General features: G+C 58.5%; 13 protein-coding genes. 12 read left to right on the top strand and 1 reads right to left on the bottom strand.

Annotated features, from left to right (window positions below; translation table 11 throughout):
* Nucleotides 1–74 precede the first annotated feature (74 nt).
* Both dbpA and MID00_RS13050 read left to right on the top strand, forming a co-directional pair.
* Nucleotides 75–1,463, top strand: coding sequence for an ATP-dependent RNA helicase DbpA (gene dbpA, locus MID00_RS13055; RefSeq protein WP_031232692.1), 1,389 nt, complete (start codon nucleotides 75–77; stop codon nucleotides 1,461–1,463).
* Nucleotides 1,464–1,773: 310 nt separating this feature from the next.
* A complete protein-coding gene (locus MID00_RS13050) occupies nucleotides 1,774–2,220 on the top strand; it encodes an OsmC family protein (RefSeq protein WP_239054546.1) in 447 nt (148 codons plus the stop codon).
* A gap of 45 nt (nucleotides 2,221–2,265) precedes the next feature.
* On the opposite strand, the gene MID00_RS13045 is transcribed toward MID00_RS13050, so the two are convergent.
* Nucleotides 2,266–3,219 carry a LysR substrate-binding domain-containing protein gene (locus MID00_RS13045; protein WP_009459251.1) on the bottom strand — a complete coding sequence of 318 codons (954 nt, stop codon included), beginning with the start codon at nucleotides 3,217–3,219 and terminating at the stop codon, nucleotides 2,266–2,268.
* A 385-nt stretch (nucleotides 3,220–3,604) separates the two neighbouring features.
* Here MID00_RS13045 and hcaE point away from each other — a divergent pair, with 385 nt between their 5' ends.
* The 10 genes from hcaE to dmpG are packed head-to-tail and all read left to right on the top strand — an operon-like array spanning nucleotide 3,605 to nucleotide 12,625.
* Nucleotides 3,605–4,963, top strand: a complete 1,359-nt coding sequence (gene hcaE, locus MID00_RS13040) for a 3-phenylpropionate/cinnamic acid dioxygenase subunit alpha (RefSeq protein WP_009459253.1) — start codon at nucleotides 3,605–3,607, stop codon at nucleotides 4,961–4,963.
* Nucleotides 4,960–5,508, top strand: coding sequence for a 3-phenylpropionate/cinnamic acid dioxygenase subunit beta (hcaF, locus tag MID00_RS13035; protein ID WP_009459254.1), 549 nt, complete (start codon nucleotides 4,960–4,962; stop codon nucleotides 5,506–5,508). Before hcaE ends, hcaF begins: the two co-directional genes overlap by 4 nt.
* A 28-nt stretch (nucleotides 5,509–5,536) precedes the next feature.
* Nucleotides 5,537–5,857 carry a 3-phenylpropionate/cinnamic acid dioxygenase ferredoxin subunit gene (gene hcaC, locus MID00_RS13030; RefSeq protein WP_060186504.1) on the top strand — a complete coding sequence of 107 codons (321 nt, stop codon included), beginning with the start codon at nucleotides 5,537–5,539 and terminating at the stop codon, nucleotides 5,855–5,857.
* A complete protein-coding gene (gene hcaB, locus MID00_RS13025) occupies nucleotides 5,854–6,669 on the top strand; it encodes a 3-phenylpropionate-dihydrodiol/cinnamic acid-dihydrodiol dehydrogenase (RefSeq protein ID WP_060186371.1) in 816 nt (271 codons plus the stop codon). The genes hcaC and hcaB overlap by 4 nt, the downstream gene beginning before the upstream one ends.
* On the top strand, nucleotides 6,669–7,955 hold the full coding sequence (gene hcaD, locus MID00_RS13020) for a 3-phenylpropionate/cinnamic acid dioxygenase ferredoxin--NAD(+) reductase subunit (protein ID WP_254498930.1): 1,287 nt from the start codon (nucleotides 6,669–6,671) through the stop codon (nucleotides 7,953–7,955). The genes hcaB and hcaD overlap by 1 nt, the downstream gene beginning before the upstream one ends.
* 14 nt (nucleotides 7,956–7,969) lie before the next feature.
* Entirely contained in the window at nucleotides 7,970–8,917 is a 948-nt protein-coding gene (locus MID00_RS13015; RefSeq protein WP_254498929.1) for a 3-carboxyethylcatechol 2,3-dioxygenase, read from the top strand.
* 32 nt (nucleotides 8,918–8,949) lie between these two features.
* Nucleotides 8,950–9,804 carry an alpha/beta fold hydrolase gene (locus MID00_RS13010; protein WP_060186368.1) on the top strand — a complete coding sequence of 285 codons (855 nt, stop codon included), beginning with the start codon at nucleotides 8,950–8,952 and terminating at the stop codon, nucleotides 9,802–9,804.
* A 1-nt stretch (nucleotide 9,805) separates the two neighbouring features.
* The gene (mhpD, locus tag MID00_RS13005; protein WP_115633973.1) at nucleotides 9,806–10,603 is read left to right on the top strand and encodes a 2-keto-4-pentenoate hydratase; all 798 of its coding nucleotides are present in this window, start codon (nucleotides 9,806–9,808) and stop codon (nucleotides 10,601–10,603) included.
* 25 nt (nucleotides 10,604–10,628) lie between these two features.
* Nucleotides 10,629–11,573: an acetaldehyde dehydrogenase (acetylating) gene (locus MID00_RS13000; RefSeq protein WP_250755969.1), complete on the top strand. Its 945-nt coding sequence runs from the start codon at nucleotides 10,629–10,631 to the stop codon at nucleotides 11,571–11,573.
* Between the two features lie 17 nt (nucleotides 11,574–11,590).
* Nucleotides 11,591–12,625, top strand: coding sequence for a 4-hydroxy-2-oxovalerate aldolase (dmpG, locus tag MID00_RS12995; protein WP_115634055.1), 1,035 nt, complete (start codon nucleotides 11,591–11,593; stop codon nucleotides 12,623–12,625).
* Nucleotides 12,626–12,717: the final 92 nt, after the last annotated feature.

Raw genomic sequence — 12,717 nt, 5'->3', positions numbered from 1 at the left:
CCCAGCGATCGGCCCGCAAACGGTAAACTGTCGCTAAATCCTTTATTTTGCAGTCCTTTTTGATGTCACCCATCGTGCCCCATACCTCTTTCAGTACCCTTCCCCTTCTGCCCGCCTTGCTTGAAACCCTGGATAGCCTGGGTTTTGAAAAAATGACGGCCATTCAGGAACAAAGCCTGCCCTTGATTCTGCAAGGCCGCGACCTGATCGCCCAAGCCAAGACCGGCAGCGGCAAAACCGCCGCGTTTGGCCTGGGTCTGTTGCAAACCCTCAACCCCAGCAAGCTGACTCCGCAAGCCCTGGTGATCTGCCCCACGCGCGAGCTGGCCGATCAGGTCACCACGGAACTGCGTCGTCTGGCCCGCCAGATTCCTAACGTGCGCATGCTGACTTTGTGCGGTGGTGTGCCTTCACGTCCGCAAACCGAAGCCTTGCGCAACGGTGCGCACGTGGTGGTGGGAACGCCGGGCCGTATTCAGGACCATCTGGAGCGCGGCAATCTGGACTTGTCCGCCCTGAAAACATTGGTCCTGGACGAAGCCGACCGCATGGTGGATATGGGCTTTCACGATGACATCGTGGCCATTGCCTCGCACTGCCCACCACGCCGTCAAACCCTGCTGTTCTCGGCCACTTATCCGGAAAATATCCGCAAGCTCAGCGCCCGCTTTCTGAAAAACCCTGCAGAAGTCAAAGTGGAAGCGCTGCACGATGCCAGCCAGATCGAACAGATCTTTTATGAAGTTCATCCTGAGCAACGTCTATCTGCCGTGGTGACCCTGCTGGAGCACTTCCGCCCCGCCTCTACCCTGATTTTCTGCAACACCAAGATGCGTTGCCAGGAAGTGGTGGAAGAACTGCAATCCGAAGGCATCCAGGCCCTGGCTCTGACCGGCGACCTGGAACAACGTGATCGCGACGAGATTCTGGTGCAGTTCTCCAACCAGAGCTGTGCCGTGCTGGTCGCGACCGATGTGGCGTCACGCGGTTTGGACATTCAGAATCTGGGGGCCGTCATCAACGTAGACGTCACCAAAGACAGCGAAGTGCATATCCATCGCGTGGGTCGGGTCGGCCGGGGTGATCAGAAAGGCCTGGCCCTGAATCTGGTTTCGCGCAGCGAACAGCGCTGGGTGAAGTTGATCGAGGAGTTCCAGGGCAGCGAAGTGAAATGGAGCAATCTGAAAGGCTTGCGCCCTCAGTCCAAAGAGCCGCTGCGCGCACCCATGATGACGCTGGAAATTCAGGGTGGCAAAAAAGACAAGCTGCGCCCCGGCGACCTGCTTGGTGCCCTGACCCGCGATGTGGGCCTGAAAGGCGAGCAGGTTGGCAAGATTGCGATTACCGACGCCCGTTCCTACGTGGCGCTGGACCGCAAGATTGCACGTCAATATTTTGACCGCATTGCCAACGCCAACATCAAAGGCCGACGCTTTCGCATGCGCTTTGTAGAAGATAAATAAATAGGACAGCGACAGTCTCTGAACCAAGGACCGGCAACGCCAGCACCATAACCTATTGGAAGCAATAGCCAGTGCCGTTGCCGAGTCTGCAAGCAGCAGCTCGTGCCATACCAGGCAGTTATTAGCTTAGGCAGCTAATTTTTAAAATAAATGCCGCAGCCAAAAAAAATATATAAACTACCTTTCAAGCCCAAAAGCGCCGCACGCTCCCACCGGAGCACACTAAAGCACACCCATATCCAATTTTAAAAAAGAGACAGAAGCCTGGAATCATTAGCCAATTAACAAGCTATAAGCAAAAGGAACAGCCATGAGCAACCACGTTTTTTCTGCAACCGCAACGTTAATAGACCAACTAAAGATTGAATGCACTTCCAGGGATTTTTCCATTGTTCTGGATGAACCCGGCAAGAGAGATAATGGCAGCGGCGGGATGACTCCCCTGGAGGCCCTGCTTTCAGCAATTGGCGCCTGTAAATGCATTGCTGCAAAAAGCTTTGCAAAGAGTCAAAAAATTGACTTAATCGACATCAAAATCGAGATGGACGGTGAAATAGACACAGATGGCTTCTACGGGATCAATAAAGAGGCCAAAATGGGATTTCATAAAATTACGTGCAAATACTATATCCAGGCCAATAACAATGATGAAGAAATAGAAGAATTCGTCAATTTCATTGAAAGAACCTGCCCAGTTCTGGACACAATAATAAATACGCCTGAACTGTCAAACGAGATCCACATTATCAAACAGTAAGATAGAGCCCGTATTTTTGAAAAACGCCCTCGCCTGTATGTGCAACTACATACAGGCGATTTTGCTGGGAGCCAGTTTCAAATGACTGGCAGCCGAGGGGCCCGAACCGTGCCAGCGAGCCAGCTCCCGTATACGTTCTATCAGGCTGACCGCAGCCTCGCTCATGCAGCCAGTATCTCGTGGATAGGCCATCAATAATTCACAGCGCGGGCCGCCACCGATCAAGGGGCGCGACACCACATTCTTGGGCATGAAGTATTCCGCGTAGGTAGGCAGCAAGGTATAACCCAGGCCAGCAGCGACCAGATTAATACTCATCAGGGGGTTGGCCGAGTTATAGGTGTGCTCGGGCACCACTTTATGATGAGCCAGATAGCGGGCCAGCACATCGTGCATGGAGCGGCCATAGGAACGATCCACCGCAATCATGGGCAAGCGATTCAGGCGTGCCGGCGGGATCAGACTATAAGCCTCCAGGCTATGCCCCTGAGGCAGATACACTCGCAAGGGCTCATCCAGCACCACTTCGCTGAACACATTGGTGGCGCGCACCGGGCCGCGCATGAACCCCAGGTCCAGCTCGCCACGCGCCAGCGCTCCCTCCTGCTCATTGGAAGTCAGGCTGCGCAACACTACATCGACCTGAGGAAAGGCTGCGCGAAAAGCGGGCAGCACTGCTGGAAAGATACGCACCTCGGCCGCGGGCACAAAGCCTATCGTCAGCACTTCCCGCGCCTGCGAGGCCGCCTTGCCGGCTCGCTGTACGGCCTCCTCCACCTTGTGCAGGATCTCGCGCGCGTCATCCAGGAAAATCACACCAGCTTCGGTCAATTCGACTTTACGGCGCGTGCGGTTCAGCAAGGGATAACCGATTTCTTCTTCCAGATTTCGGATCTGCTCGCTCAAGGAGGGTTGAGAGGTATACAACCGCTCGGCAGCACGGGTGAAATTCAACTCTTCCGCGACTGCAACAAAGTAACGCAAGTGTCGCAACTCCAAGTTTGTCTCCTGTCAAATTGATCGTTCCCTGCCCGGAACGTACCCGCACAGCGTTGGACACTGCCTGCTGTGAGGACCAAAACAAGCCTTTCTTTTAGGCACTATTGTCGCCGCTCCCACGCCCTGAAAAGCAGACCCAATCTTCAATGCTGCAGCGCAGCAATCATAGCTAGCGTAAACCCTAGGTGTCGCCAAAGCCGCATCAATACTGGCCTGAAACCGAAACCCACATGCAAGCAAGGGGTTTTAGAGGGACTTATCGGGTTTGCCGATCACCCGATCTAAAGCAAGTATTGGTCGGATTCATTTCAAGCTTCTACATTTTGCCGCTAGCGACAAAAACCTGTTTTGCAAAAGCACGCATTGCAATAGCGAGGAGCAAACGATGGGAATCAACCCTGAAAAAATCGAAGCCTTGGTCGATGCACGTAATGGACGCGTCACCCCCTCCATTTACACCGACCCGGATATTTATGAGCTGGAGCTGGAGCGCATCTTTGGCCGCACCTGGCTGTTCTTGTGCCACACCAGCCAGATTCCCAAAGCGGGAGACTTCTTCAATACCTATATGGGCGAGGACCCGATCATCGTGGTTCGTCAGAAAGACGGCTCGATCAAGGCCTTCCTGAACCAATGCCGACACCGCTCCATGCGCGTGTCTTATGCAGACTCGGGCAACACCAAAGCCTTTACCTGTCCCTACCACGGCTGGAGCTACGGCACCAACGGCGATCTGGTGGATGTACCGCTGGAGCCACGCGCCTATCCGCAAGGCTTGTGCAAGGAAAAGTGGGGCCTGCAGGAAGTAACCCGCGTCAAAGTATACAAAGGCCTGGTCTTTGGCAACTGGGATGCCACAGCGCCTGATCTGGAAGAGTACATGGGCGACATTGCCTGGTACCTGGACGGTGTTCTGGACCGACGCGAAGGCGGCACTGAAATCATCGGTGGTGTTCAGAAATGGACCATCGAATGCAACTGGAAATTCCCCGCCGAGCAGTTTGCCTCCGACCAGTATCACGCCCTGTTCTCGCACGCCTCTGCCGTGCAAGTGCTGGGCCAGAAACCCGGTGATGAGGACAAGGCTCTGGGCGCCGGACAAACCGCACGCCCGGTTTGGGAAACCGCCAAGGACGCCGTCCAGTACGGCCAGCGCGGCCATGGCAGTGGCTTCTTCTTTACCGAGCAGCCCGACGCCAACGTGTGGGTGGACGGTGAAGTCTCCCAGTACTTCCGCGACACCTATGCCGAAGCCCACGAACGCCTGGGTGAAGTCCGCGCCCTGCGCCTGGCCGGTCACAACAATATGTTCCCTACCCTGAGCTGGTTGAACGGCACCGCCACACTACGCGTCTGGCATCCCCGTGGCCCCAATCAGGTAGAAGTCTGGGCCTTTTGCATTGCCGATGCAGCCGCCCCCGACGATGTAAAAGCCGCCTTCGAGCGCAGCGCTACCCGTGCCTTCGGTCCCGCCGGTTTCCTGGAGCAGGACGACTCCGAGAACTGGGCTGAAATCCAGAAAATCCTGCGTGGCAAACGCGCTCGCGGCACGCAACTGTGCATGGAAATGGGCTTGGGCAATGAAGGGCTGCGCAGCGATGGCGTACCCGGTGTGACCAATTACATCTTCTCCGAGACCGCCGCCCGTGGCCTGTACAAGTACTGGGCCGACCTGATGGTGTCCGAGACCTGGGATGAAGTGCTGGAGCGCAGCCGTGCCTACGAAGAGGAGCTGGTGAAATGAGCGCCGTCATTCAAGAGCCGACTCAAGCGGCCATCGTCGACATGCAGCTGCATCACGAGATTGCCGACTTTTTGTACCAGGAAGCCGAACTGCTGGATGACTGGCAGTTCCGTGACTGGCTGGACCTGCTGTCCGAGGATGTGCACTACCACATGCGCAGCACGACCAATGCGCAAACCCGCGATCGTCGGCGCAGTGTGCAGCCACCGAGCACCTGGATCTTCAACGACAACAAGTTCCAGCTGGAGCGCCGCGTCGCACGTCTGGAAACCGGCATGGCCTGGGCGGAAGAGCCCCCTTCCCGCACCCGTCACTTTGTGAGCAATCTGCGTATCCGCCCAACGAGCGATGGCCAGGGCTACGAGATCCGCAGCAACTACATCCTGTACCGCGCTCAGAAAGAACGGGATGAGACCTGGTATGCCGGCAAACGCATTGATTGCGTGCGCCGCAGCGACAACCGCTTTGGTTGGGAGCTGTACGAACGCGAAATCGTTCTGGATCAGGTCGTCATTACCTCCCACAACTTAAGCGTTCTGTTCTGAACCCGCTTATTTTCCGATGTTGATTGATATGACCCGCATTACTGCATGTGAAACCGGTGCGCTGGCCGATGGCGAAGCACTGAAGATAGACACCCCCGAGCGCCAGATCGCCTTGTTCAATATCGCTGGCACCTTCTACGCCACGGACGACCGCTGTACCCACGGCAACGCGTCCATGTCCGAAGGCTATGTCGAGGACGACGGCACCGTGGAGTGCCCCTTGCACGCTGCCCGCTTCTGTCTGAAAACGGGCGCGGCACTGTGCCAGCCCGCCACGGAAGCGCTGCGTACCTATCCGGTCATCATCAGCGAAGGCATGGTCTATATCGATCTGGAGGCCCAGGCATGAAAGGCTGGCTTGAAAACGAAGTCGCACTGATCACCGGAGGCGGCTCCGGCCTGGGCCTGGCTCTGGTGGAACGCTTTTTGAAAGAAGGGGCCAAGGTGGCCGTGCTGGAACGTTCGGCAGAAAAATGCGCCCAGCTGGAGCAGCACTTTGAAGGCAAGGTGCTGGCCGTCCAGGGGGACGTGTGCAGCGCGGCCGACAATCAAAAAGCGGTCGCTGCCACAGTGGCCCGCTTTGGCAAGCTGGACTGCTTTATCGGCAATGCGGCTGTCTGGGATCACGGCGCACGCCTGATCAACACCAGCATGGAGCAATTGGACAAAGGCTTTGATGAGCTGTTTGCCATCAACGTCAAAGGCTATCTGCTTGGGGCCAAAGCGGCTGCCGCCGAGCTGGTGAAATCCTGCGGCAGCATGATCTTTACCTTGAGCAACTCCGCCTTCTACGCCGAAGGCGGTGGCCCTTTGTACACCGCCAGCAAGCACGCGGCGGTCGGTCTGATCCGTGAACTGGCATTCGAGCTGGCCCCCAAGGTACGCGTCAATGGCGTGGGCCCTTGCGGCATGAAAACCGATCTGCGCGGACCGCAGGCTTTGGGTCAGCAAGACACCCGCATCATGGACTCTCGCTCGCCCGATGCAATCAAGGCCATCCTGCCCCTGCAGTTCTTCCCCGAACCGGAAGAATTTACCGGCCCCTTTGTGCTGCTGGCATCACGCCAGAACAACCAGACGCTGACCGGCGTCATGATCAATGCTGATGCGGGCCTGGGTATCCGGGGCATCCGCAATGTGGCTGGCGGTCTGGAGCTGTGATGCAAGCACCACATATCCTCATTATTGGAGCTGGGCAGGCCGGTACCACAGCAGCCGCTGAACTGCGCAGCCGTGGCTTTCAAGGCTCGATCACGCTGGTCGGTGATGAGCCTCATCTGCCCTATGAGCGTCCACCGCTGTCCAAGGATGCCTTGCTCAACCCCGAACAGGCCCAACTGACACTGCACCCCGCAAGTTTCTACCAGGAACAGAATATTGATCTGAAACTGGGCGTACGTGCTGTGGCTATTGATGCTCAAGCTCGTCAGGTCAGCCTGTCCAATGGCGACAGCCTGCATTACGACTCGCTGCTGCTGGCCACCGGTGCGCAGGCCCGACGCCTGCCCGAACTGGATGCCTTGGGTTCTGTATCGCATGTGCTGCGCACCCTTGACGACGCCCATCGCATTCGCGCCCAGATCAAACCCGGTAGTCATGCACTGCTGGTAGGGGCTGGCGTGATTGGTCTGGAGCTGGCCTCCAGCCTGGTCGCCATGGGCGCAACTGTCGAGCTGATCGACCCGGCCACCCGCATCATGTCGCGCAATGCTCCCGAAGTCTTGAGCGATTACTTGCTCGGCGTCCATCAAGCGCGTGGCGTCCACGTTCATCTGGGCACCCATGTCGAGCATGCAAGCCTTGAAGCTGAACAAAGAATTGCTTTGACACTCAGCAACGGCAAGACACTGCAAGGTGATCTGCTGATTTACGGCGTAGGCGTCACCATAGACACCTGCCTGGCTGACAGTGCCGGGCTAAATACCGAGCAAGGCGCCGTGGTCATTGATGAGCATGGTCGCAGTTCCTGCCCAGGCATTTATGCCGCCGGCGACACCACCGTTCAGATCGGGCTGGATGGCCGCTGGCAGCGGCAGGAAACCTGGGAGAACGCCAACCGCCAGGCCGTGATGGCTGTGTGCCACATGCTGAACCAGGAACCCGCCAAAGCCACTCCCTCCTGGTTCTGGACCGATCAATGCGACCTGAACATTCAATTCGCCGGGGAGATGCAGGCGGCTCATTGGGTCCTGCGTGGCTCACTGGAGCAAACGCCCTTTGTGCTGATCGGCCTGGACCCGGAAGGTGCCATCTGTGGCGCCATCACCGTCAACCAAGGTCGCGACATGCGTCCCTTGAAGGAATTGATTGAACAAAGAGCCATCTTGCCATTGGAGGTCTGGGCCGATACCACCCAGGCCCTGCGCAATCTGGCCAAACAGGGGGCGAGCCTTGCGCTTGCCGCACAAGCCGCGGCTCCATGCGTCGCGGCCCCTTCACACTCATAAAACAGGAGACCGGGATGCAGGCACATCTGGAGTGCTTATCGCACACCCCCTTGCTGGGTCATCACGACCCGGCACAGGCCGTGCTGGACGAAGTCTTTGCGGTACAAAAAGCCGCCCGCGAGCGCATTGCCGCCTTCAAACCGGATTTGATCGTGCTGTTCACGCCCGATCACTTCAATGGTTTTTTCTATAACGTCATGCCCAGCTTTTGCATCGGCACAGGGGCCCATGCGATTGGGGATTTTGGCAGTCTGGCCGGGCGCTTGAACGTGCCCTTCGAGCTGGCTACCGACTGCGCCACCCATGTCATCAATAGCGGTGTGGATGTGGCGATTTCACACGATATGCAGGTCGATCACGGTGCTGCCTATCCGCTGGAGCATCTGGTAGGCAGTCTGGATCAGTACCCGGTTATTCCGGTGTTCATCAACTCGGTAGCGGCCCCCCTGCCCACGTTCAAGCGTGCACGCCTGCTGGGTGAAGCCATCGGTCAATGGGCCCGTTCTACCGGAAAACGCGTGCTGTGGCTGGGTTCCGGCGGCCTGTCACATCAGCCACCCGTGCCCGTTTACGCCGAAGCGCCCGAACCCGTGCGCCGCTCCCTGGATGGCGAAGGCTACACCCTGTCGCCCGAAGCCCGTGCCGCCCGCACCCAACGCACGATTGATGCTGGCAAGGCTTTCACCCAGGACCCCTCGGTGTTGCATCCGCTTAACCCCGAATGGGACCAGAACTTTCTGGATCTGCTGCAAACGCAGCGCTATGCCCAGCTCGATGAGGTCGCCAACGACGACGTCTCCGCCCTGGCAGGCCGCAGCGCCCACGAAGTCAAAACCTGGGTAGCCGCCTTTGCCGGGCTGTCGGCCTATGGCCCTTACGAAGCAGGCCATCGCTACTACCGCGAAATTCCCGAGTGGATTGCCGGTTTTGGCGGCTTGTCCGCCCATCCCAGCAAGAACTGAAATCCACCACAACAAAACATCAGGAGATTGTCATGAGTCTTAATGAAGCTGATTACAGCCGTTTCGCGACCGTGGTCGAGGAAGGCAAGGAACTGCGCATTCACTACAACGATCTGGGCCAGGGCGAACAGACCGTCGTCATGCTGCACGGCTCTGGCCCCGGTGCAACCGGTTGGGCCAACTTCAACCGCAATATCGAGCCCCTGACCCAGGCCGGCTATCGCGTCTTGCTGATTGACTGCCCCGGCTGGGGCAAGAGCGACTCCATCGTCAACAGCGGTTCGCGCTCGGATTTGAATGCCCGTGTCGTCAAAAGCATCATCGACCAGTTGGGCATAGCCAAGATTCACATGCTGGGCAACTCCATGGGCGGACATAGCTCGGTGGCCTTTGCCCTGACCTGGCCCGAACGCGTGGCCAAACTGGTTCTGATGGGCGGCGGCACAGGTGGCATGAGCCTGTTCACCCCCATGCCCAGCGAAGGCATCAAGCTGCTGAACGGCCTGTACCGCGAACCTACGCTGGAAAACCTGAAGCGCTTTAACAATGTCTTTGTGTTCGATGCCAGCGTTCTGACCGAAGAGCTGCTGCAAGCCCGTCTGAACAATATGCTCAGCCGCAAGGATCATCTGGAAAACTTCCTGAAATCCCTGGAAGCCAACCCGCGCCAGTTCCCCGACTTCAGCCCGCGCCTGCCCGGCATCACCGCCCCCACCCTGATCATCTGGGGCCGTCAGGACCGTGTCGTTCCTTTTGACACCGGCCTGCGCTTGCTGGCGGGTATCCCGAACTCCGAGCTGCACGTCTACAACCAATGCGGCCACTGGGCGCAATGGGAACATGCCGAGAAGTTCAACCAGCTGGTTCTGGACTTCCTGGAGCGTTGAGATGAGCGAATCATCCATTGAACTGCTGGACACGCTGGCTGCCCGCCTGCGCCAGGCCGAACACAGCGGTCAGGCCATTGAGCCGATCCGCGCTCTGATCGGTGAAGACAATGCCCAGGCCGCCTACGACATCCAGCGTATCAATATTGCTCGTGGCGTAGCGCAGGGACGCCGCCTGACGGGCCGCAAGATCGGCCTGACCAACCCCAAAGTGCAAAAGCAGTTGGGCGTGGACCAGCCCGACTTCGGCGCCCTGTTTGCCGACATGGCCTATGGCGATGGCGACACCGTCCCCTTCGAACGTGTATTGCAGCCCAAGATCGAGGCCGAAATCGCCCTGATTCTGGAGCGCGACCTGCCCCACGCCGACACCAGCTTTGCGGATGTCGCCACCGCCGTAGGCTGGGTCATGCCTTCTTTGGAAATTGTGGGCAGCCGCATCGAAAACTGGGACATCCGCTTTGTCGATACCGTGGCCGACAACGCCTCCAGCGGCCTGTATGTGCTGGGCGGACCCGCTCGCCGCCTGGATGGTCTGGACCTGCGCGCCGCCCGCATGACACTGCTGCGTAACGGCGAAGCGGCCTCCAGCGGCAGTGGTGCCGAGTGCCTGGGCCACCCCTTTAATGCAGCCGCCTGGCTGGCCCGCACCCTGGCCAAACTGGGTGATCCGCTCAAGGCCGGGGATGTCATTCTGACCGGCGCTCTGGGCCCCATGGCGCCGGTGGCCAGTGGCGATCACTTTGAAGCCGTGATCGAGGGCATAGGCTCGGTATCGGTCACCTTCAGCGCAGGCTAAGTCCTCTTTGTTCGGAGTAACACACATGACAAACCCCAAAATTGCCGTCGCCATTATTGGCTCGGGCAATATCGGCACCGACCTGATGATCAAGGTACTGCGCCAAAGCAAATACCTGAGCATGGGTGCCATGGTCGGTATCGACCCCAGCTCGGACGGCCTGGCCCGTGCGGCACGGCTGGGCGTGCCCACCACCCATGAAGGTATTGAAGGGCTGTTGAAGCTGCCCAACTTCCAGGACATTCGCATTGTGTTCGATGCCACCAGTGCCGGGGCCCATGCCCGCCACAATGCGCTGCTGCAAGAACACGGCATCAAGGTGATTGACCTGACGCCTGCCGCCATTGGCCCGTACACCGTGCCCGTGGTGAACCTGGAAGACAATCTGGACGCGCCTAATATCAATATGGTGACCTGCGGCGGACAGGCCACCGTGCCCATCATCGCGGCCATCTCGCAAGTCACCCCCGTGCACTATGCGGAAATCATTGCCTCCATCTCGTCCAAGTCGGCCGGTCCCGGCACGCGCGCCAATATTGACGAGTTCACGGAAACCACCAGCAAAGCCATGCAAGTGGTAGGCGGCGCACAGGTAGGCAAAGCCATTATTGTGCTGAACCCGGCCGAGCCCCCGCTCCTGATGCGCGACACCATCTACACCCTGACGGATCCGGGCAAAGAGGCTGAAATCGAGCAATCGGTTGAAGCTATGGCAGCCAAGGTTCAGGCCTATGTGCCCGGCTATCGCCTCAAGCAAAAAGTGCAATTTGACCTGATCCGGGAAGACCAGCCCATCAATGTACCTGGTCTGGGCTTGCGCTCCGGTCTGAAAACGTCGGTCTTTATCGAGGTAGAAGGTGCGGCCCATTATCTGCCCGCTTACGCAGGCAATCTGGACATCATGACCAGCACCGCCCTGGCCTGTGCCGAGCGTCTGGCACAAACCCGCTTGCTGACGCAGGCCGCATGATTAGCAAGGACACGAACATGGCACACGACTCACAAAAAAAGCTTTTTATTTCCGATGTGACCTTGCGCGACGGCAGCCACGCCGTGCGTCACCAGTACAGCGTGCAGAACGCCATCGACATTGCCCGTGCCCTGGACCAGGCCAAGGTGGACTCGATTGAAGTGGCCCACGGCGACGGGCTGTGCGGCTCCAGCTTCAACTACGGCTTTGGGGCGCACTCTGATCTGGAGTGGATCGAGGCAGTGGCCTCGGTCGTGCAGCACGCCAAGATTGCCACCTTGCTGCTGCCGGGCATTGGCACCATTCATGATCTGAAAGCCGCCTACGACGCCGGCGCACGCATCGTACGCGTTGCCACGCACTGTACGGAGGCGGACGTCAGCAAGCAGTACATCGAATACGCCCGCTCGCTGGGCATGGATGCCGCCGGCTTTTTGATGATGAGCCACATGACCAGTCCGCAGCATCTGGCCGAACAGGCCAAGCTGATGGAAAGCTACGGGGCAACCTGCTGCTATGTGGTGGACTCGGGCGGTGCCTTGAACATGAACGATGTGCGCGAACGCTTCCGGGCCTTCAAGGATGTACTCAAGCCTGAAACCCAGACCGGCATTCACGCCCACCACAACCTGTCCCTGGGCGTGGCAAACAGCATTGTGGCCGTTGAAGAAGGCTGCGACCGCATTGATGCCAGCCTGGCAGGCATGGGCGCCGGTGCCGGCAATGCACCGCTGGAAGTCTTTATTGCGGCTGCCGAGCGCATGGGCTGGAACCATGGCACCGATCTGTACACCCTGATGGATGCCGCCGACGACATTGTGCGCCCGCTGCAGGATCGCCCGGTCCGTGTGGACCGTGAAACCCTGGCCCTGGGTTACGCCGGTGTCTACAGCAGTTTCTTGCGCCACAGCGAAGCCGCAGCCAACAAGTACGGGCTGAAAGTCGTGGACATTCTGGTCGAGCTGGGTAAACGCCGCATGGTGGGCGGACAGGAAGACATGATTGTGGACGTGGCGCTGGACTTGCTGCAGCGCCAAGGCGCCACAGCTTGATTCCGAGACTCTAAAAAAAGTTCTACCCCCGCTCAGCGCTGCCTTGCCGCGCAGTGAGCGGGTTTCTGCACCCTGAATTCGGGGCGGGCAGG

Origin of the sequence: Alcaligenes sp. NLF5-7 (assembly GCF_024266725.1) — a bacterium.
GTDB classification, from domain to species: Bacteria; Pseudomonadota; Gammaproteobacteria; order Burkholderiales; family Burkholderiaceae_B; genus Alcaligenes; species Alcaligenes phenolicus.
This window is presented reverse-complemented; position numbering and strand designations above follow the sequence as displayed.

Coding starts and splice junctions, on each gene's coding strand:
- MID00_RS13050 (WP_239054546.1), top strand. CDS start 1,774: ATGAGCAACCACGTTTTTTCTGCAACCGCAACGTTAATAGACCAACTA.
- hcaE (WP_009459253.1), top strand. CDS start 3,605: ATGGGAATCAACCCTGAAAAAATCGAAGCCTTGGTCGATGCACGTAAT.
- hcaF (WP_009459254.1), top strand. CDS start 4,960: ATGAGCGCCGTCATTCAAGAGCCGACTCAAGCGGCCATCGTCGACATG.
- hcaC (WP_060186504.1), top strand. CDS start 5,537: ATGACCCGCATTACTGCATGTGAAACCGGTGCGCTGGCCGATGGCGAA.
- hcaB (WP_060186371.1), top strand. CDS start 5,854: ATGAAAGGCTGGCTTGAAAACGAAGTCGCACTGATCACCGGAGGCGGC.
- hcaD (WP_254498930.1), top strand. CDS start 6,669: ATGCAAGCACCACATATCCTCATTATTGGAGCTGGGCAGGCCGGTACC.
- MID00_RS13015 (WP_254498929.1), top strand. CDS start 7,970: ATGCAGGCACATCTGGAGTGCTTATCGCACACCCCCTTGCTGGGTCAT.
- MID00_RS13010 (WP_060186368.1), top strand. CDS start 8,950: ATGAGTCTTAATGAAGCTGATTACAGCCGTTTCGCGACCGTGGTCGAG.
- mhpD (WP_115633973.1), top strand. CDS start 9,806: ATGAGCGAATCATCCATTGAACTGCTGGACACGCTGGCTGCCCGCCTG.
- MID00_RS13000 (WP_250755969.1), top strand. CDS start 10,629: ATGACAAACCCCAAAATTGCCGTCGCCATTATTGGCTCGGGCAATATC.
- dmpG (WP_115634055.1), top strand. CDS start 11,591: ATGGCACACGACTCACAAAAAAAGCTTTTTATTTCCGATGTGACCTTG.